This window comes from Glutamicibacter protophormiae (assembly GCF_016894325.1).
GTDB classification, from domain to species: Bacteria; Actinomycetota; Actinomycetes; order Actinomycetales; family Micrococcaceae; genus Glutamicibacter; species Glutamicibacter protophormiae.
On sequence record NZ_CP069806.1, the window covers coordinates 2,775,840 to 2,794,978 of the forward strand.

Annotated in this window: 16 protein-coding genes and 1 riboswitch; of the genes, 7 read left to right on the plus strand and 9 right to left on the minus strand. The window is 65.8% G+C overall.

What is annotated here, in order from left to right; genetic code table 11:
• Positions 1-36: 36 nt before the first annotated feature.
• From JQN66_RS13010 to JQN66_RS13030, 5 genes are all read left to right on the plus strand, one after another.
• Positions 37-507, plus strand: a complete 471-nt coding sequence (locus tag JQN66_RS13010) for a MarR family winged helix-turn-helix transcriptional regulator (protein ID WP_204675429.1) — start codon at positions 37-39, stop codon at positions 505-507.
• Between the two features lie 74 nt (positions 508-581).
• Positions 582-1,205, plus strand: coding sequence for a LysE family transporter (locus JQN66_RS13015; protein WP_204675431.1), 624 nt, complete (start codon positions 582-584; stop codon positions 1,203-1,205).
• 162 nt (positions 1,206-1,367) lie between these two features.
• Positions 1,368-1,817, plus strand: coding sequence for an arsenate reductase/protein-tyrosine-phosphatase family protein (locus JQN66_RS13020; RefSeq protein ID WP_239464008.1), 450 nt, complete (start codon positions 1,368-1,370; stop codon positions 1,815-1,817).
• The gene (locus JQN66_RS13025) at positions 1,804-3,831 is read left to right on the plus strand and encodes a chorismate-binding protein (RefSeq protein WP_204675434.1); all 2,028 of its coding nucleotides are present in this window, start codon (positions 1,804-1,806) and stop codon (positions 3,829-3,831) included. Before JQN66_RS13020 ends, JQN66_RS13025 begins: the two co-directional genes overlap by 14 nt.
• A 715-nt stretch (positions 3,832-4,546) precedes the next feature.
• Positions 4,547-6,451, plus strand: a complete 1,905-nt coding sequence (locus JQN66_RS13030) for an alpha/beta hydrolase (RefSeq protein WP_204675435.1) — start codon at positions 4,547-4,549, stop codon at positions 6,449-6,451.
• A gap of 180 nt (positions 6,452-6,631) precedes the next feature.
• Here the strand turns inward: JQN66_RS13030 and cls are convergent, their stop codons facing one another.
• On the minus strand, positions 6,632-8,107 hold the full coding sequence (gene cls, locus JQN66_RS13035; RefSeq protein ID WP_188948825.1) for a cardiolipin synthase: 1,476 nt from the start codon (positions 8,105-8,107) through the stop codon (positions 6,632-6,634).
• 213 nt (positions 8,108-8,320) lie between these two features.
• Between cls and JQN66_RS13040 the strand changes: the two genes are divergently transcribed.
• Entirely contained in the window at positions 8,321-9,196 is an 876-nt protein-coding gene (locus JQN66_RS13040; RefSeq protein WP_204675436.1) for an aminodeoxychorismate lyase, read from the plus strand.
• Positions 9,197-9,202: 6 nt separating this feature from the next.
• Here the strand turns inward: JQN66_RS13040 and JQN66_RS13045 are convergent, their stop codons facing one another.
• Positions 9,203-11,527 carry an ATP-binding cassette domain-containing protein gene (locus tag JQN66_RS13045; protein ID WP_204675437.1) on the minus strand — a complete coding sequence of 775 codons (2,325 nt, stop codon included), beginning with the start codon at positions 11,525-11,527 and terminating at the stop codon, positions 9,203-9,205.
• Positions 11,524-12,144, minus strand: a complete 621-nt coding sequence (locus JQN66_RS13050) for an ECF transporter S component (RefSeq protein WP_204675438.1) — start codon at positions 12,142-12,144, stop codon at positions 11,524-11,526. The genes JQN66_RS13045 and JQN66_RS13050 overlap by 4 nt, the downstream gene beginning before the upstream one ends.
• Positions 12,145-12,209: 65 nt before the next feature.
• Positions 12,210-12,328: riboswitch (TPP riboswitch) on the minus strand.
• Between the two features lie 74 nt (positions 12,329-12,402).
• On the opposite strand from JQN66_RS13050, the gene JQN66_RS13055 reads away from it, so the two are divergent.
• Entirely contained in the window at positions 12,403-12,654 is a 252-nt protein-coding gene (locus JQN66_RS13055) for a DUF4235 domain-containing protein (RefSeq protein ID WP_204675439.1), read from the plus strand.
• A 71-nt stretch (positions 12,655-12,725) separates the two neighbouring features.
• On the opposite strand, the gene mnhG is transcribed toward JQN66_RS13055, so the two are convergent.
• From mnhG to JQN66_RS13085, 6 genes are read right to left on the minus strand one after another with little or no spacing between them, the layout of a single operon-like run.
• Positions 12,726-13,133, minus strand: coding sequence for a monovalent cation/H(+) antiporter subunit G (gene mnhG, locus JQN66_RS13060; RefSeq protein ID WP_204675440.1), 408 nt, complete (start codon positions 13,131-13,133; stop codon positions 12,726-12,728).
• On the minus strand, positions 13,133-13,399 hold the full coding sequence (locus JQN66_RS13065; RefSeq protein ID WP_188948704.1) for an MrpF/PhaF family protein: 267 nt from the start codon (positions 13,397-13,399) through the stop codon (positions 13,133-13,135). The genes mnhG and JQN66_RS13065 overlap by 1 nt, the downstream gene beginning before the upstream one ends.
• Positions 13,396-14,028: a Na+/H+ antiporter subunit E gene (locus JQN66_RS13070; protein ID WP_204675441.1), complete on the minus strand. Its 633-nt coding sequence runs from the start codon at positions 14,026-14,028 to the stop codon at positions 13,396-13,398. Before JQN66_RS13070 ends, JQN66_RS13065 begins: the two co-directional genes overlap by 4 nt.
• A gap of 13 nt (positions 14,029-14,041) precedes the next feature.
• A complete protein-coding gene (locus JQN66_RS13075; RefSeq protein ID WP_204675442.1) occupies positions 14,042-15,643 on the minus strand; it encodes a Na+/H+ antiporter subunit D in 1,602 nt (533 codons plus the stop codon).
• A complete protein-coding gene (locus JQN66_RS13080) occupies positions 15,640-16,089 on the minus strand; it encodes a Na(+)/H(+) antiporter subunit C (protein ID WP_204675443.1) in 450 nt (149 codons plus the stop codon). The genes JQN66_RS13075 and JQN66_RS13080 overlap by 4 nt, the downstream gene beginning before the upstream one ends.
• Complete coding sequence (locus tag JQN66_RS13085; protein WP_204675444.1) at positions 16,086-19,061, minus strand: Na+/H+ antiporter subunit A; 2,976 nt, start codon at positions 19,059-19,061, stop codon at positions 16,086-16,088. The genes JQN66_RS13080 and JQN66_RS13085 overlap by 4 nt, the downstream gene beginning before the upstream one ends.
• Positions 19,062-19,139: the final 78 nt, after the last annotated feature.

The window sequence follows — 19,139 nt, forward strand, 5'->3', positions numbered from 1 at the left end:
GATGATGGAATTGTTTGCTTAGTTTATGATTAGAGGATGGAAGCGAGCACCCACCACCGACTGTTGCAGCTGCTGCAGGACTTCGGGCAGGCCTCGGACCGCTATGTTGAATCCACCGGCGGCCACTACGGCACGCACCGGACCGACATGAACGGCCTGACCGTGATCATGAAGTACCAGCGCGCCGGGACGTTGCCGTCGCCCCGGGACTTGAGCAGGGAATTGCAGCTCAGCTCCCCCGCCACCACGGCCATGCTCGACCGGCTGGACCGGCTGGGCTACATCACCCGCCGCCGCAGCGAGCAGGACCGCCGCAGCGTGCACATCGCCCTGACCGACAAGGCCATGACCGAGGCACGGGAGATGTTCCGCCCGCTCGGCGCAAAGATGACGGACCTGATCTCCTCCTACGACGAGCAGCAGATCGAGCTGCTCAGCGACTTCATGGCCCGAGCCGTCGCCGGCGTGGATGAGGCCCGGCTGGAAGTCGTTGCCCAGCCCAAATAAGCCTCCCGCCATTGCGCCCGTCATGACCGGTCTTCGAGTGAAAAGAACCCCGGCGATGCCACTACCCTAGACAGGTGGCACTTTCACTCTGGCTTTCGCTTCTCGGCGCATCCATCGTCATCAGTTTCACCCCGGGCGCCGGGGCCATCAACACGATGAACAACTCGATGCGCCAAGGCTGGCGCGCCTCCATCTGGGGAGTGCTCGGCCAGCAGATCGCCTTGCTGATCCATGTGGTCATCGTTGCCGCCGGCGTGGGGCTGCTGGTGTCCAGCTCTCCGCTGCTCTTCGCGGGCATCCGCTATGCCGGCGCCGCCTACCTGGTCTACCTGGGCATCCGCATGATCCTGTCCAAACCCGATGTCGCCTCGGACGGAACCAGCACCGGCGGCACGCTCACTCGCGGGGCCATGTTGCGCCGCGGCATCCTGGTCAACTTGCTGAACCCGAAGGCGATCGTCTTCTTCCTGGCCTTCACGCCGCAATTCATCCGCACCGACCAGCCGCTGCTGCCTCAGTACCTCATCTTTATCGGCACCATCATTGCGGTCGACGTGCTGGTGATGTTTTTCTTCTTCGCGGGCACCGCCCGCAGCTTCCAGCGCTTCACCACGACCGTGCGCGGAGCCAAGATGCTCAATATCGTCTTCGGCGTCCTGTTCATCCTCGTAGCCGCGATGATGCTCCTTATCCACTAATCACCCGCGATTTTGGAGTTGCTCCAAATCGTTGCCGTATCGTTGCTGATTATCTTGCGCGTAGCCCTCGATCGAAATGTGAACTGGCCATAGACTGATGCCATGTTCCGGATAATGATCGTGTGCACGGGAAATATTTGTCGCTCTCCCATGGCCGAGTACATGCTGAAAAGCGCCTTGCACGATGCAGAGGTGACCGAGGTCGAGGTCTGCTCCCGGGCTCTCAGCGAGGGGGAAGCTGGCAACGGGATCGACCCGCGTGCCGCCAGCACCCTGCGCGCCCACGGCCTGGATGCCTCTGACCACGTCGCAACCCTTATTGGCGCCGACGAACTGGGCGCCGTGGACCTGGTACTGGCCATGGACACCGATCACTTCGAAGATCTCGTTCCGGCATTGACGGAGATCGACCCCAGCGAGCGCCCCATGCTGCGCATGTTCAGATCCTTCGACCCCGTCGCCGCCAGCGAACCCCACGACCGCCAGGGAGTCTACGACCCGTGGTACGGCGACGCGGGAGACTTCCGCGAGACCTGGAAGCTCGTCTCCGCAGCCCTTCCTGCACTCGTTGACTACGTCAGGAGTAATATAGCCTCTCGTGGAAACCGCTAGACCCTACCTCATTGCTCTTGATGGACGCTCCGGCTCGGGAAAGAGCAGCCTGGCATCGTTGCTAGCGAACCAGCTGTCCCAAACCGCCTCGGTGGCGATCTTGCGCTTGGAAGACCTCTACTACGGCTGGGACGGGCTCCAGCCCGCCCAGGACCTCTATTCGGGCCTGCTCGAACAGCTTGCCCACGGCCGCACCGCCAGCTGGTCACTGTGGGATTGGGATGCCGGCGCGCTCGGCGCCCGCACCAGTCTCGACCCTGCACAGGTCGTCATCGTGGAGGGCGTGGGCGCCGCGCACCGCCGGGTCCGCGACCTGCTCGACCTGAGCATCTGGCTCCAGGCCCCGCCCGAGGTGCGCAAGCAGCGCGCCCTGCGGCGCGACGGCCAGACCTATGCTCCACATTGGGAGCGCTGGGCCGCCCAGGAAGAGGACTACCTGTCCCGGGACGACATTCCCAGCGCCGCAGACCTGGTCCTCGACGCCGACGGCCCGCACCCGCCATTCGAGCAGCTGCTCGGACTCAGCGCCTTCCTGCCGGCCCGCCTGCGCGACCTGCTTCCGCCCGCCGCACCGGCCTCCGCCGCGCCGCCGCTGGCCGGGCACCATGCAGCCCCGGCAGATGCCGCCACCCTGTTTGAAGCGCTGGCCGAGGGACTGGAGCATGCAGCCCTGCTGGAATCCACCAGCCACCATCTCACCGATCCGCTGGACCGCAACAAGTACTCGCTGATCGCCTTGGCGGTCGGCGACGCCTATCCCCTGCTGCAGAGCTCGTCCGTCGGCACCACGGTGCAGCGCGGCGGGGCCAGCCTGCGTCTGCAGCCCGGATTCTTTGAATCGTTGCAGGGCCTGTGGCCCGCCGCCGGCACCATTCCGGACCACTACCCGCTGCCGGCCTGGGTCGGCTACCTGGGCTACGAGCTCAAGCGGGAGGTCGGCTCCGACACCGCGCCGGCAACCGGGCATCGCTCCGGACGCCCCGACGCGGGGTTCTTCGCACCGAATATCGTGCTGGTCATCAACCACCGCACCGGGCAGATGGCCATCCACGCACCCGTGCACCTGCGGGAGTGGATCACCGAGCACCTGGCCGGGGCCGGAGTCCAGCACCGCCTCGCGGTGGACCTGCAGCCGGTGGAATTCACCTGCGCAGACACCGAGCAGGGCTACAAGGACAAAATCGCCTGCGCCCAACAACAAATTTACGAGGGAAACACCTACGAGGTCTGTCTGACCACCGAGTTGACCGCCACCGTCGCGCGCTACAGCCCCTTCGAGGCCTACTGCCGGATGCGCACCTCCAGCCCCGCGCCTTTCGCCCACTACCTGCGCATGGGACGCACCGAGGTGGCCAGCATTTCCCCGGAGCGTTTCCTGAGCCTGGGAGCCACCGGGCTGCTGCGTGCCGAGCCGATCAAGGGAACCCGACCGCGCGGGGCTACCGTGCCTGAAGACCTGGCGCTGAAGCAGGACTTGGCGACCAGCCCCAAGGACCGCGCGGAAAACATCATGATCGTCGACCTGCTGCGCAATGACCTCTCGCACCATGCGGTGCCCGGCTCGGTGCGCGTGGCACGGCTCTGCGCGGTGGAAAGCTACGCCACCGTGCACCAGATGGTCTCCACCATCGACGCCCAGCTGCGCGATCCGGCGCTGTCCGCGCAGGCGCTGCGGGAGGCCTTCCCGCCCGGCTCCATGACCGGAGCGCCGAAGCTGTCCACCATGCAAATCCTGAACGAGCTGGAGGACCAGCGCGAGCGCGGACTGTATTCCGGTGCGGTGGGATATCTGGGCGCTGACGGATCCGCAGACTTCTCGGTGGTCATCCGCACCCTGGTCTGCGACCGGACGCCGGACGACGGATGGAGGCTGAGCCTGGGCCTGGGCGGGGCGATCACCGCCGATTCCGAGGCCCAGGATGAATGGGACGAAGTCATCACCAAGTCCGTGGGTGTGCTCTCCGCTCTGGGCTCGTCGTTCCCGGACCAGCCTATCGCCGCCGCCAGCCAGTAGCCCTAGGCCACTTCAGACAGCGAGTCATCCACTCGGCAATACCGGCGGATATTCTCCGGGTATGCTACCCATGCGTTGGGAGCAGCAGAAGGTTACCTTCCTTGTCGGGGCTTCAGCGTGTTTCCGGGACAAGCCAAACACCGACAACAGCGCACAGCGCATTTCGACCGTCACATCGGAACGCGGCGGAACAAGAAGAATCACAGGTTCAAAACTACTTCTTGCCAGCCATTGCCGCATCACCGCAAACAATACTTTTCGCGCCTGCATGCAGACCTTGTCTGCGCAGGCTGGCCCGCGGTCGCGGGACGCAGGATGGAATCAGCTTCGCTATGGACTGACAAGGCGTTCTCCGGCCAGGCGTCAGCTTTCGCTCTGTTGGGTGCCCGGCACTATCAGGTCGAAGCACTACCCCATTGGTCTGAAAATTCGTCTGAAATTCTGCGAAAGTGGCAGGCGCGATCTTCCTGAGAATCCTGCGTCCCGGCATGGAGCGCTTCCTGACTGAGTTTGAAAGTGCTGCGGACGAACTCGCACCACCAACGACCGTGTTCTGCGACTTGGCTTTCATTTTTCCAGAGTTTGGAAGAGCCTTTGCCAAATCGTTACACTCCAAACGCTTAATTTATCCATCGAGTCCAAGATAATTCAATAATGGCCAAGTGACCGACCGTCCGAGATGCCATGCAGAGCACCTACTTGGGAAGGAACTGACATGACAAACAAACGATGGGGTCGTGCCCTGGGCATGGCGATGGCGGTGGGACTCGTGGCAGGAACGGGTTTCGTCGTTCCTGCTAATTCAGCACCCCCGCCAACCAAGGAAAGCGCCGCGCTGAGTGTGTTCACGGCGCAGACAACCGCACAAAGTGCACATGACAAGACGAGCAAGGCCGAACGCAAACGCGTTGACGGGGTTACGACACCCCGTCCGAAGTGGTTCAACTGCGCACAGCTGGCCGCAGGCGCCCAATGCACGTCGGTGAAATTGCCCTTGGACTACGACAACCCACGTGGGGCCAAAACCGAGGTCGCGTTATTGCGAATCAAGGCGAAAAACCAGTCCAAGCGCATTGGAACCCTGTTCGTGAACCCCGGGGGCCCGGGTGGTTCCGGGATAGATTTTGCCTCGATGGCCCCCGAATTCATTTCCCCCGCTGTGCTTGAGCGTTTCGATATCGTCGGGTTTGATCCGCGCGGCACCAACTTCAGCGACAACGTGCGTTGCTGGAAAAATTTCGGCGCCCAAGACACTGCGCTAGCGGGCATGAACGTCCCCTACCCGGTCACAGCCAAGGAAACACGTGCCTTCGTACAGTCCTCCAAGTCCTTCGGCAAGGCCTGCTCCACCACCGGCAAGCCCCTCTCCACCTCAATGTCGACCGCCCAGGTCGCCCGTGACATGGATGTGTTGCGCCGCATGGTAGGTGACAAGCAACTGAGTTATCTGGGCTTCTCCTATGGCAGTTATCTCGGTACCGTCTATGCCAACATGTTCCCCGACAAGGTCCGCACGGTGGCCATCGACGGGGTACTCGATCCCGTGGCCTGGGCTGGCACCCTCACCAACATGTGGACGCCGCAGACCCAACGCATGAAATCGGGCGAAGGCGCCGAGAAAGCCATGCGCGGGATTCTGAGCCGTTGTAAGAAGGCCGGTCAGGACTATTGCATGTTGGCTGGCTATGGCGATCCGGAGAAGCTCTATCGCGAGATCATGGCCGAATTGCGGCGTTCACCGCTGGTGTTCTCCGACCCGGATTATCCCGAGTACGATTACTCGATCACCGCAGCGACAATGTTCTCGGTCCTGCTCAATTACATGTACGATCCGCAGGGATCCGCCATGGTAGACCCGGAACTGACCTATACCTTGCTGGCGCTCCAGGACCGGGCCGCATCGAAGGGAACCACGTTCCCGAAGTCGACAAGCAAGGCTAAGGCACCGGCCAAGTCCACGATGAAGACGGCTCACAAGGCATTGGCCCAAAGCCTGCGTGCCATCGAGGAAGAGCAAAAGACTGCGGCGAAAGAAATTGCCGGCAAGGCTGCCGCCACCGGTTTCGCGTTCCCCTATGAGAACTGGCCCGAGGCCTACCAGACGGTGCTGTGCACCGACTCACGCAACCCGTCGAAGGCCGAGAACTGGTCTCGCTACGCGGAAAACGCAGGTAAGAGTGCACCGGGATTCGGACAGATATGGACGTGGAGTTCAGCTCCGTGCGCCAGCACCACGTGGAAGGCCAAGGACGAAGACACCTATAAGGGTCCCTTCACCAAGCGGACCGTGAATCCGATGCTGGTGGTTGGAAACTTCTGGGATCCGGCCACGAATTATTCCGGGGCCCAGAAGGTCTCGAAGTTGATGCCCAACTCTCGGCTTCTGAGCAGCAACAGTTGGGGCCACACCGCCTACGGCACGTCAAGGTGTATCACCGATGCGATGGACCGTTACCTGCTGACCAAGCGCCTGCCTGCCGCCGGGACGCTATGTACCGGAGAGGTGCAACCGTTCACCGATAAACTGGAAGAATTCGATAACCGGCGTCGGAAGGCCGCTCCTGAACGCCAGCTGCCGCCAGTGGTGCCACCGCTTCCCGGTGCGTTGCCGCGTAGCTAAGCTGCCCTGCCACGGGTATTGAATATGAGCGGTGGAACCGCGCTGCCGGTTCCACCGCTCATTTTTGTGGACTGAGCGAAATCCTGCTTCGTGGAGGGAACCACGACACCGCATGGCACAGAGCGACAGAGCTTTGTCCGGCTACACCCCGCGGAAAGGAGTGGCGCGCCATGCCCGGCGCTACTGCAAGGTGGCGGTCAGGCGCGCCACGTTGTCGATCCAGCGCTGCATGCGTGGACGGCGGCGCCATTCGGCCAGGCTGATTTCCGAGGAGATCTCCAGGTAGTCGTTCTGCACCGCGTTCACCGCGTCGACCATTTCCTGGCCTAGCAGCATGACCGAGATTTCCATGTTCAGGCTGAATGAGCGCATGTCCATATTCGAGGAGCCGACCACCGCCACCTCGTTGTCCACGGTGAAGCACTTGGTGTGCAGCACCATCGGCGCCGGGTATCGGTGGATCCGCACCCCGGCCTCCAGCAGCTGCTGGTAGTAGGACTGCTGCGCGTGGTGCACCAGGAACTGGTCCCCCTCCTCGCAGACGAACAGGTGGACTTCCACCCCGCGCTGGGCGGCGGTGGTGATGGCGTAGAGCAACGAGTCGTCCGGCACGAAGTAGGGGCTGGTGATCATCAACCGCTCGGAGGCCGAATAGATCAGCGTGTTGAACAGGCGCAAGTTATTTTCCCCGCCGAATCCCGGGCCGCTGGGCAGCAGCTGGGCCAGCGTGCTGCCGGGCCGGTCGTCGTAGGGCAGCGGGTGCCTGGCCTCGGTGATGTCCATCAGCACCTCCTGGCCGTCGTCTTCCTGCCACCAGTCGGTGGCGAAGGTGACGTCCAGGCTGCGCACCAGCGGGCCTTCCACCCGCAGCATCATCTCGACCCATTCGCGCCCCACCTTGTGCGCTGATTCGCGCTTGTAGCCGGGTTCGATGAGGTTCTGGCTCCCGGTGAAGGCGACCTCGCCGTCGATGACCAGGATCTTGCGGTGGTTGCGCAGATCCGGCCGGCGCCAACGCCGGCCGATCAGGTCGATGGGAAGCATCGGGCGCCAGTTGATGCCGGAGCTTTTCAGCCGCTTCTTGAAGTTGCGGTAGCCTTTCACCCGCAGCGTCCCTAGATGGTCGAAGAGCAGTCGCACGTTGACCCCGCGCTGCACTGCGGCTTCCAGGGAATCCAGCACCGGGTCAACGTAATCCGGATCGTCGCCCATGATGTAGAACTGGATATGCACGTAGCGCTTGGCCTTGTCGATCTCCTCGCGCATGGCTTCCAGCGAACCACGGTAGTCGGAGAGCACCTGCACGGTGTTCCCGCCTTCCAACGGCATGGCGCCCAGATTACGGTTCAGGATGACCGCGGATTCGACCCATTCCTCCGTGGAATGGAATTCCTCGGGCAACTGCATGTGGGCCGTGCCGCGCATGATCTCGTCGTGCGCCCGCTTCTGCTTCTCCAGCCGGCGGCGCGAAAGCCTCGGGTTGGCGAACAGCCAGTAGGCCACCAGTCCGACCACCGGGATGAAGAAGATGGCCAGCAGCCAGGCCATCGCCGTGGTGGGGCGCCGGTTGCCGGGGACGATGCCGATCATGAAATAGCGGACCGCCAGTTCGGCCGCGACCAGGATGCTCCACACGACGCCACCGATCTGCAGCATCACTTCATTACTCGGCCACATCGCGGCACCCCCTCACGTCAGCGCCCATGGGCGTCCGCGGCGTGTGCGCCGCAGCCCGCCACCGACAGCGACGGGCAAAAACATCTTTGCCTAGCCTATCGAATCCCCTGCCGCATGTTGGAATATCGTCCAAGCGGTGTGGACAGGGGGCTTCGCGCGCGAGCAGGGCGCGAAATTCGATAACCTTGGAGAATGAGTTCTCTTGTATTCCTCGATCCGGCCTATCCCGCCGGACGCCTTGCCGACATCAGCGCGCCCCAGCTCCCGGTCACCTTGCAGGGTGTGAACCGCGGCGACGGGGTCTTCGAGTCGATGCTGTACACCCAGCAGACCGTCCGCAAGTTCGAGGCCCACTTGGCTCGCCTGGCCATCTCGGCCGAAACCTCCGACCTTCCCATTCCGGACGAACGCAGCTGGCGTGCCGCAGTGGACACCGCCGTTGCCGACTTCGACGCCACCGGAGGCGCCGAGGAAGCCGTGGTCAAGCTCGTGGCCATGCGCGGCGAACTGGACCACGACCCGGCCGTGTGCTGGGTCACCGTCTCCCCGGCCCCGCGCATCGGCATGGAGCAGCGCGAAACCGGAGTGGATGTGCTGTTCCTCGACCGCGGCTACGATTCGAAGCTCGCCGAGCGCGCGCCGTGGCTGCTGATGGGCGCCAAGACCCTGTCCTACGCGGTGAACATGGCGGCGCTGCGCTACGCCCGCAAGCACGGAGCCCACGAGGTCATCTTCACCTCCGCCGACGGCGTGGTGCTCGAAGCCCCCACCGCCACCGTGCTGCTGGCCCAGCGCGACGGCGACACCCGACGCCTGCTGACCCCGATGCTGGAAACCGGCATCCTGCCCGGCACCACCCAGAGCGCCATCTTCGACGCCGCGCGCCAGGACGGCTGGGAACTGGGCTACGGCCCGCTGCGCCCGGAGGACCTGTACCAGGCCGACGGCGTGTGGCTGGTGTCCTCGGTCCGCCTGCTCACCCCGGTGCGCACGCTGGATGCCAAGCCGATCCGGATGGACGCCGAGCTGCATGCGCAGCTCAGCGCCCTGGCCGATTCGATCCGCTAGCCCCGGCTACCAGATCAAGTTGTAGGTTCCGGCCCAGATCGCGGCCGTGATGGCCGCGGCGCCCAGCAGGACGCCGACGGCCAGCACCGCGCCGTCCCGCCGGGTGAACGTGGCGGTGCGGATCCAGGTGCGCTGCCCGGTGCCGAATCCCTTGGCCTCCATGGTGGTGGCCAGGCGCCCGGCCCGGCGGATCGCCTGCACCAGCAGCGCCAGCAGCTGGCCGAGCTTCGCCCCTACACGCTGGCGCACGGTGCCTAGGTTGCCGATGCCGCGGGCCCGCCGTGCAAGGGTCAGCGTGGTGAATTCCTCCACCATCAACCCCAGCAGACGCATGCCGGCCAGCGCTCCGAGGACGAAGCGGTGCGGCACCTTCAGCTGCTGCGACAACGCGCCGCCCAGGTCGCTGGGGTTCGTGGTGGACAGCAGCAGCACCATCGGAACCGCCATGGCCAGGGCACGCAGCCCCGTGGCGATGCCGCCGGCCACCGAGCCCTCGGTGATATCGAAGATCCCCAGGTCCAGCAGCACCCGCCCGGAATCCTGGCCCACCAGGGCAATGCCCCAGGCCGCCAGGACACCTGCCACCAGCAGCGGCCAGCCGCGGCGGAAGAACGCCCCGATCCCCAACCCGGCCAGCGGCAGCATCAGCAGCGTGGCCGCGATGACCACCGCGGCCGAAACCCAGTCCACCGTGCTGATCAGCGGCAAGGTGGCCCCGGCGATCGCGCCGAACTTGGCCAGCGGATTAATCTTCGCCAGCCAGCTGTCCCCCACCGGTGCATCGAGCATCGGCGCCGAAGAAGACCTTCCGGAAGCCGCCTGGGCCGGTGCCAGCACCAGCTCGTGGGCCCCCAGCGCCGCGGCGAAGTGCTCGTCATGGGTCACCGCGATGATCGCGGTGGATCCGGCGAGCTGTTCAATCAGCAGCTGCGCCAGCTCGCGCCAGGTATTGGCGTCCTGCCCGAAGGTCGGCTCATCGAGGATCACCACGTCCGGCGAGGCGGCCAGCACGGTAGCCACCGACAGCCGGCGCTTCTCCCCGCCGGAGAGCGTGAACGGGTTCGCCTCGGCCAGGTCCTGCAGGCCAAGCCGCACCAGCAGCTCCTCCACCCTGGCCTCGACCTGCCGCGTGTCGTACTTCAGCTCCTCGGCCGCGCCGCGCTTGGCACGCAGCGGCGCGAAAGCCAGCTCTTCGCGCACGGTCTGGGTGACGAACTGGTGTTCGGGTTCCTGGAACACCGAGCCGATGCGCGCGATGAGCGCACCGGCCTTCCAGCTGAACGGCGAAGGCGGCAGCCCGTCGGCCAGCTGGCCGCTGGCGGCGAACTGGCCGGACACCGGTTCCAGCAGTCCGCCCAGGGTCAGCGCGAGCGTGGACTTCCCGGTCCCGTTCTCACCGCGGATCACCAGGGCGCTGCCTGCGGTGACCTCGAAGCTGGCCGGCGCGGTGCGCACCGCCTGTTCGCCGCGCGCGCACACCAGCTGCTCGGCGTGCAGCATGGGGGCGCCGGAGGCCTGCGGCACCGGCGAGGTCTGCGGCACATAACCCGGGATCCAGACCCCCGCCCGCGCCAGCTCGGCGCGGACCTCCTCGTCGCCGACCAGCGCGTCGGGGTGCAGGTCGTGGGCGATCCCTCCTCCGGGGGCGAGCACCAGCACCCGGTCCACATGCCGGGCCCAGGCCTCCAGCCGGTGCTCCACCACGATGAGCGTCGCACCGGTGGATTCGACGGCGCCGATCACCGCGTCGCGCAACGGCGGAATGCTCTGCGGGTCGATGTTCGCGGTCGGTTCATCCAGCAGCATCAGTCCGGGGCGCATGGCCAGGATCCCGGCCAAGGCCAGGCGCTGCTTCTGTCCTCCTGACAGTTCCTGCGTGCGGTGCTCGTAGCCCAGCGCCCCCAGGCCCACTGCCTGAAGCGCCTGCGGGATCCGCGCGCGGATTTCCTGCGGTTCGACCCCCAGGTTCTCGGCGCCGAAGGCGACGTCGTCGCCCACCCGGCTTTGCACCACCTGGGTTTCGGGATCCTGCTGCATCAGGCCCACCGGGAAGGAGCGCGCGAACGCGTCCTGCCCGCCAACCAGCAGCTCGCCGCGCGGGCCGGCCTCCTCATCGACTTCGAGCACACCGGCCAGCGCGTGCAGCAGGGTGGATTTGCCGGCCCCGGACGGGCCCAGCAAAAGCACCTTCTGCCCCGCGGGGATGTGCACGTCCAGCCCGGCAATGGCCGGGCGCGCGCGCTCCGCATGCTGCCAGGTGAACCTGCGGGCGCTGATCTGCACTCCCTGCCGGGTCAACGGGGCCGTACGCCCGTTGGCGGCGGCGCTCATTTTCGCACCGCGAACGCCGGCTCCAGGTGCGCGCGGCGGCTGGCGAGGTTGCTCAGCGCGCCGGTGCGGGCCAGTGCCCGGGTGATCCACCAGGACAGCAGGCCGGCGACCACCAGGCCGGAGAAGGCGGTGGCACCCACGTGGAACAGCTTCATGGCCTCGGTGTATTCGGCCACGCTGCCCACCACGTAGGCTTCGCTGAGGCCGGCGAACAGGCCCGATCCCAGACCCGCCAGCAGCGCCACCGGCAGGTTCCAGTTGCGGTAGCGGAACAGCGCGAACACCAGCTCGGCGCCGAGGCCCTGGACCAGCCCGGAAATCAGCACCGGCATGCCCCAGTGCGTGCCCAGCAGTGCTTCGACAACCGCGGCCAGCACTTCGCAGAACAGGGCCGCGCCTGGCTTGCGGATGATCAGTGCGCCGAGCACCGCCGGGAACAGCCACAGGCCGGTCAGCAGGGCGGTGCCGGGCGGGAAGGCGGTGAAGGCCAGCGAAAACAGGCCGTAGCTGGCGGACCAGGCCCAGAAGACCACGCCGGAGGCGACGGCGATCACCGAGGCGATGACGATGTCGACTACGCGCCAGGTGCTGCGCTGCGTCGTGCGGGATGTACTCATAAGATGTCCTCCTTGATACAGGAGGGGGGATGAACGGATTAAGGGCGCCATCAGACGCCGGTCCGCATCCGAGATGCTCGACTTCCTTCGCCGGTACTAGCCGGGGCAGGTTCGAGGGTCTGCGATCTATCGCACTCTCAGCGTCTTTTGCCGCGAACGGCCTGACGCTCCCCTGTCGGAATAATTGCTGCCCACCCACCATACCGCAGGTAAGCTGGCAACGGAACGACAAGTCGCAACGTTGAACGTGAGGTCCACATGAACACAGTACAAAAGCTCATCGCCACCGGTATTTCCCTGGGTGCGGGCTTCGTCGGCAGCAAACTGGTCGACCAGCTCTGGAAGGGTTTCACCGGCAGCACCGCCCCGCGCAAGGGCAGCGAGGAAGCAGCCGAGGCCTCCATGCGCCAGGCGCTGACCTTCGCCGTCTTCTCAGCCGTGGTCGCGGCAGTCATCCAGGTGCTGGCCGATCGCGGCGCCACCAAGGCCATCGCCAAGTTCACCAAGTAGAACCCCCGGCGCAACGGCGGCGGGCCATTCCCCAGCGGGGTGATGGCCCGCCGCCGTTCGTTGCGGGAAGGCTATTTTCCGTCCGGCCCGGGGTCTTGCCTGTCGACGACCGGAATGGCGCCGGTGGCCGACCCGGAGCTCACCTTGTCCACAACTTGGCGCAGCTCGTCGGAGAACAGGGTGTCCTTGGCCGCGTGCTTGGTGCGGTAGCCCGAACGTCCGATCATGTGGGCGGACACCGGAGCGGTCAGCAGCTGCATGGCCCACGCCAGGATCAGCACCGGGACGATGGTCCAGTTGCGCAGGTGGATGGCCAGCCCGGCGAAGATCAGCAGGAAGCCGAGCACCTGGGGTTTGGTGGCCGCGTGCATGCGGGTGAGCATGTCGGGGAAGGTCAGCAGGCCGATGCCCGCGATCAGGGACATCAGGCATCCGAGGATCAGCAGGACCGCAACGAGGATGTCGAGGAAAAGCTCCATTACGCATTCCTCTGATCCGACACGTAGCGCGAGACGGTCACCGATCCGATGAATCCGAGGGTGCAGGCGGCCACCACGAACAACAGGTAGTCGGTGTGCCGGTTCAGCGCCATCTCCAGGCACAGGGCTGCGGAAATAATCAGCAGCATCACATCCAACGCCAGCACCCGGTCCAGGATCGAGGGGCCCTTGACGACGCGGATCAGGCAGGCGATGCCGCCCAAGGCCAGCAGGCTGCCGCAGATCCAGATGACAACTTCGATCATGGCTGCTCCTTCTTCCTTCTCACCCTGGGACTGCATTCGTTTTTGATGGCTTCGTACTCGTCCTGGCTGCCGATCGCCATGATCAGGCGGCGTTCGATGTCGCGGATGTTCTCCCGCGCCTTCTCGACCTCCCGTGCGGAGTCGACGTCGATGTAGTGCAGGTACAGGGTCGAGGAGCTGCGGTCCACGTCCAGCACGAAGGACCCGGGTATCAGCGTCAGCACGTGTCCCACGGTCATCACGATCAAGTCCGAATCGGTGCGCAGCGGCACGGCGATGACCGAGCTGCGGGTCTGCTTGCCCCGCACCACTGCCAGCCAGGCCACGTGCACGCTGGCGGCGATGACCTGGCCGAGGAACCACACGAACAGCTTGACGCAGTACCAGAGGTTCAACCGCCCGGAGAGCACCACCGGAGGCAGCGGGAACAGGTTGACGATGACCAGGGCGATGATCGCCCCGAAGATCAGGTTTCCCGGGGAGAAATCCTGCCAGAGCGCTCCCCAGACGAAAACCAGCAACAGCAGCAACGGCCATTCCTGCTTGAGCGTGGCGCGGTGGCGGACGCCGGCGGTGTCCAGCGCGTCGTCGATGCGCTGGTCGCGCGGGGCCAGGTTCTTGTTCGGCATGCTTTCCCTCCGCTCAGTAGTTCAGGATGGCGTTGATGTACGGTTCATGGGCGATCAGCTGCGCCGCCACGCGCTGGCAGAACTCGAAGATCGGCCCGGCGAACACCGTCAGCGCGATGCCCGCCACCACCAGCGACCCGGTGGCATAGCGCATGCCCCACGGCAGCGCGGCGGATTCGAGCTCGCGGGCCAGCTTCAGGCCCAGATGCGGTGCCTGCGCCCCGCCGGCGGCGGTCTGGTCGGCCACCTTCGCGGCCTCGTCCACCAGGTCCGGGTTGGGGATCTCGGCGTCCGCCGCACGGCGCCAGAACATGCGCGCCCACACGCGGATGATCGCCAGCAGCGTCAACAGGCTGGTCAGCAGGCCGGCACCGATGACCACCCAGGTCAGCGCGTCCGCGTCCTGCGCGGCGGCGTGCAGCAGCCCGAACTTGCCCAGGAAGCCGGAGAACGGCGGGATGCCCCCGAGATTGATGGCCGGGATGAAGAACAGCAGCGACAGCGCCGGCGACAGCTTGGCCAGCGAGCCCAGCCGGGTCACGTTCGCGCTGCCGGCCCGGCGCTCGATCAGCCCCGCCACCATGAACAGCGAGGTCTGCACGATGATGTGGTGGCCCACGTAGTAGATGGTCGCCGCAATGGCCAGCTCGCCGCCCACTGCCACCCCGAAGATCAGGTAGCCGATGTGGCTGGTCAGCGTGAAGGAAAGCATGCGCTTGAAGTCGGTCTGCGCGATCGCGCCGAGGATTCCGATGACCATGGTCAGCGCCGCGACCACCAGCAGCCCGGCGTTCACCGCGCCCCCGGGGAACAGCAGCGTCTCGGTGCGCACGATCGCGTACACACCCACCTTGGTCAGCAGGCCGGCGAACACCGCGGTGACCGGCGCCGGGGCCGTCGGGTAGGAGTCCGGCAGCCACAGCGACAGCGGGAAGACCGCGGCCTTGATGCCGAAGGCGATCAGCAGCAGCACGTGCAGGATCAGCTGCGGACCCGTGTCCAGCTGCGGCAGCTTCACGGCCAGGTCGGCCATGTTCACGGTGCCGGTGGCCGCGTAGGTCATCGCGATGCCCATCAGGAAGATCACCGAGGAAACCACGGAAACCACCACGTAGGTGGTGCCGGCGCGGATGCGCTCAGCCGTGGCGCCCAGGGTCAGCAGCACGTAGCTGGCGGTCAGCAGGATCTCGAACCCGACATACAGGTTGAACAGGTCGGCGGCCAGGAAGGCGTTGGACACCCCGGCCAGCAGGATCAGGTAGGCCGGGTGGAACACGGACACCGGCCCGGGCTCGTCCCCGTCGGCCAGGCCCTGGCTGGTGGCGTAGAACAGCACCGCCAGCGACACCACGGTGGAAATCAGCAGCATGAACGCGCTGAAGCCGTCGACCATCAGCGAGATGCCCCACGGCGACTGCCAGCCGCCGATGTGCACCGCATAGCTTTCCCCGCCCCACACCGCGGCCAGCATGCCGGCCTCCAGCACCAGGGTCACGCACAGGATGCCGATGGTGATCAGGCGCTGCAGCTTGATGCGGCGGCGGACCAGGAAGGCCGCGCCGGCTCCGAAGATCGGCAGCACCACCGCCAGCGGAGCAAGATCCAGGAAATTCACTCTTCCCCCTCGCGAATCGGTCGGCCTTCTTCATCGACGAATTCTGTCGTGTCCTCGGCCACCGGCGAATCCTCTTCCTCGTCATAGGCGGTGGACTGCGACACCTTGATGTCTTCGGTGTCGTCGGCCAGCACGTCGGCACTCGTCAGCGTCCAGGAGCGGTAGATCATGGCGAGCAGGAACGCAGTTACCGCGAAGGTGATGACGATGGCGGTCAGGATCAGGGCCTGCGGCAGCGGGTCGGAGTACTGGTCCGCCGGCAGGTCCGGCCTGAACAACGGCGCGGCGCCCTTGCGCCCGCCGGAGGTCAGGATCAGCAGGTTCACCCCGTTGCCCAGCAGCATGATGCCCAGCAGCACGCGGGTCAGGGTGCGTTCGAGCACCAGATAGAACCCGGTGGCCAGCAGGACCCCGGTGATGACCAGGAAGGTGATGTTCACGCTCATCGTCCGACTCCCGTCTGCGAGGCTTGGATTGGGTCATGTTGTTCGATGGGGCTGCGGCCCTCGGACAGCAGGTCGATCTCGCTGCCCAGGGAGCGCAGCACGTCCTGCACCAGGCCGAGCACCACCAGGTACACGCCGATGTCGAAGATCGTGGAGGTCACGAACTTGTGCTCGCCGAAGACCGGCAGCCAGAACTCCCACGCGTAGGTGGTGAAAATTTCGTCCCCGGCAAACAGCGGCATGATGCCCGACAGCCCGGCCAGCGCGATGCCGCCGCCGATCAGCATGCCCGGGGCGATGCGCATTGACTCGGACAGCTCGATGCGCCCGCCGGCCAGGTAGCGGATGGTCAGCGCCAGACCCGCGATCAGGCCTCCGGCGAAGCCGCCGCCGGGGGTGTTGTGCCCGGCCAGCAGGGTGTACACGGACATGATCAGCACCGTGTGGAACATCAGGCGGGTGACCACTTCGAAGATGATGGAGCGGCGCTCGGCCACCAGCGTGTTGCCGGCCATCAGCCAGTCCTGGTTGGAGCTGACGGCGAAGCGCCGGGCGATGCGCAGCTCCACTTCCTTCTCCGCCGTGGCGCCCATGGCTTCGGAGCCCGAGTCGATGCTGCCCGGGGCCACCTGGTGGGCGCGCACCCGCCGGCCGAAGCCGCGGCCGGCGAAGATCAGCGAGGCCACGCCGGTGGCCGCGGCGGCCAGCACGGTGATTTCACCGAAGGTGTCCCACACGCGCATGTCCACCAGCGCCACGTTGACGATGTTCTTGCCGAAGCCCTCGTAATAGGCCAGCTCCGGCCATTGCAGGGAGATCGGGGCCTGTTCGCGGGAGGCCATCATCGCGATCGCGATGTATACGACCATGACCGCCAGCGCGATCGCCAGCAGCGCCCGGCCCCACTTGATGCGGGTCAGCCCCACCCACAGGCGCTTGGGCAGCGCGCGCAGCGCCAGCACGAAGGAGACCAGCACGATGGTCTCCACCAGCAGCTGGGTCAGCGCCAGGTCCGGGGCGCCCTGCAGCGCGAAGATCGCCACCATGCCGTAGCCGGTGACCGAGACCATCAGCACGGCCATGAAGCGCTTGGGCGCGGCGATCGAGATGACGCAGCCGGCGATGATGATCGCGCCGATGATGATCTGCGCCGGATGGTCCGCGACCACCCAGTTGGACGGCCACGGGGTTTCCACGGCCAGCGCGATGCCCAGCGGCAGGATCAGCACCACGGACAGGATCACGCCCAGGTAGAAGGACAGCGAACCGCGCTGGGTGCGGCCGGTGATCCAGATTGCGGCCATGTCCAGCACGTTCACCGACATGCGGTACAGCTCCTCGGCGGAGGTGACCATGCGGCGCAGCGGTGCGCCGGTGTCGGTGCGGCGGCGGATCCAGTAGAAGAACAGGCCCAGCCCCACCGAGATCGCGCTCAGGCCCAGGGCCGCGTTGAATCCGGCGAAGGCCGCCAGGTGCATGTCCGGGGCTCCGCCCTGCGCTTCGGACCAATGCTTGGACAGCAGCTCCACCGGGTACGGGAACAGCCCGAACACCATGGTCAGGGTGCTCAGCACCAGCAGCGGGGTCAGGAAGATCAGCGTCGGCGGCTTGCAGACCAGCGGGTCCACCTTGTACTTCTTCACGCCGAACGCGCCGAAGAAGAAACGCAGCGAGTAGGCCATGGTCAGCGCGGCGCCCAGCACCATGGCGGCCAACGCGAACGGGCCCCACGCTGCGTCCAGATGCAGCGCCGACTCGTAGACAGCTTCCTTCGCCACGAAGCCGAGCAGCAGCGGCAGCCCGGCCATGGAAGCCGCGGCGATGCCCGCGGCGGTAGTCAGGATCGGCATGGCGCGGCGCAGCCCGGTGAGCTTGCGGATATCGCGGGTACCGGTGTTGTGGTCGATGATGCCCACCGACAGGAACAAGGTGGCCTTGAACAGGCCGTGGGCCAGGGTCAGCGCCAGCGCCGCGAAGGCGGCGTCAGGGGTGCCCAGGCCGAAGATCGCGATGATGAAGCCCAGCTGGGAGACGGTACCGAAGGCCAGGATCAGCTTCAGGTCGTACTGCTTCAACGCCCGGAACCCGCCGATGAGCATGGTGGCCAGGCCGATGCCGACGGTCATCGGCACCCACAGTCTGGTCTCGGCGAATCCGGGGGCCAGGCGCGCAATCAGGTAGACGCCGGCCTTCACCATCGCCGCGGCGTGCAGGTAGGCGGACACCGGGGTGGGCGCGGCCATGGCCCCGGGCAGCCAGAAATGGAAGGGCACCAGCGCGGACTTGGACAGCGCGCCGACGATGATCAGCGCGACCGCCACATCGGTGGAGGCGCCGAGCTCGACCAGCTGCCCGGAGGCCGCGAGGATCTCGGAAAGCTGGTAGCTGCCGGCGCTGGCGCCGAGCATCAGGATGCCGGCGAGCATCACCAGGCCGCCGAAGGTCGTGATGATCAGCGCGGTCATGGCCGAGCGGCGCGCGGTGATCAGGGCCTGGCTGAAGCCGATCAGCAGGTACGACAGCACACTGGTGATTTCCCAGAAGATGAACATGACGATCACGTCGTCCGCTGTGACCAGGCCGGTCATCGCTCCGGCGAACGCGACCATCTTGGCCGCGAAGCCGCCGATCTGCGGATCGTCGTTCTTGAAGTAGCGTGCGCAGTAGAACAGCACCAGGGCGCCGACACCCAGGATCAGCAGCAGGATCGTGGCGGACAGGGTGTCCATGCGGAAGTTCAGCCCGATGTTCAGCCCGGGGATCCAGTCGATGCTGATCGACGGCGGGGCGTTCGGGGCTCCGGAAGCCAGCGACTGGTCGGAGTCCAGCACCGCGGGCAGCTTGGTGAGCAGCCAGATGAATCCCACGGCGGGGACCACCGCGACAACGTAGAACGCGTTTCGCTTCAGCACCCGGAAAAGAAGTGGGCACAGCAGTGCTGTGGCAAACAGTGCACTGAGAATGATGAGCACGCGTCTCCTCTGTCGACTGGAAATGGGGCAGAGTTCGACGACCAAAAAATAGCCGGCACCTGCGATTTTATCAGTCTG

What these genes read in the sequence shown, in the direction of transcription:
- JQN66_RS13010 (WP_204675429.1), top strand. Translation starts at nt 37, where the DNA reads ATGGAAGCGAGCACCCACCACCGACTGTTGCAGCTGCTGCAGGACTTC.
- JQN66_RS13020 (WP_239464008.1), top strand. Translation starts at nt 1,368, where the DNA reads ATGCTGAAAAGCGCCTTGCACGATGCAGAGGTGACCGAGGTCGAGGTC.
- JQN66_RS13030 (WP_204675435.1), top strand. Translation starts at nt 4,547, where the DNA reads ATGACAAACAAACGATGGGGTCGTGCCCTGGGCATGGCGATGGCGGTG.
- cls (WP_188948825.1), bottom strand. Translation starts at nt 8,107, where the DNA reads ATGCTGCAGATCGGTGGCGTCGTGTGGAGCATCCTGGTCGCGGCCGAA.
- JQN66_RS13040 (WP_204675436.1), top strand. Translation starts at nt 8,321, where the DNA reads ATGAGTTCTCTTGTATTCCTCGATCCGGCCTATCCCGCCGGACGCCTT.
- JQN66_RS13045 (WP_204675437.1), bottom strand. Translation starts at nt 11,527, where the DNA reads ATGAGCGCCGCCGCCAACGGGCGTACGGCCCCGTTGACCCGGCAGGGA.
- JQN66_RS13050 (WP_204675438.1), bottom strand. Translation starts at nt 12,144, where the DNA reads ATGAGTACATCCCGCACGACGCAGCGCAGCACCTGGCGCGTAGTCGAC.
- JQN66_RS13055 (WP_204675439.1), top strand. Translation starts at nt 12,403, where the DNA reads ATGAACACAGTACAAAAGCTCATCGCCACCGGTATTTCCCTGGGTGCG.
- mnhG (WP_204675440.1), bottom strand. Translation starts at nt 13,133, where the DNA reads ATGGAGCTTTTCCTCGACATCCTCGTTGCGGTCCTGCTGATCCTCGGA.
- JQN66_RS13065 (WP_188948704.1), bottom strand. Translation starts at nt 13,399, where the DNA reads ATGATCGAAGTTGTCATCTGGATCTGCGGCAGCCTGCTGGCCTTGGGC.
- JQN66_RS13070 (WP_204675441.1), bottom strand. Translation starts at nt 14,028, where the DNA reads ATGCCGAACAAGAACCTGGCCCCGCGCGACCAGCGCATCGACGACGCG.
- JQN66_RS13080 (WP_204675443.1), bottom strand. Translation starts at nt 16,089, where the DNA reads ATGAGCGTGAACATCACCTTCCTGGTCATCACCGGGGTCCTGCTGGCC.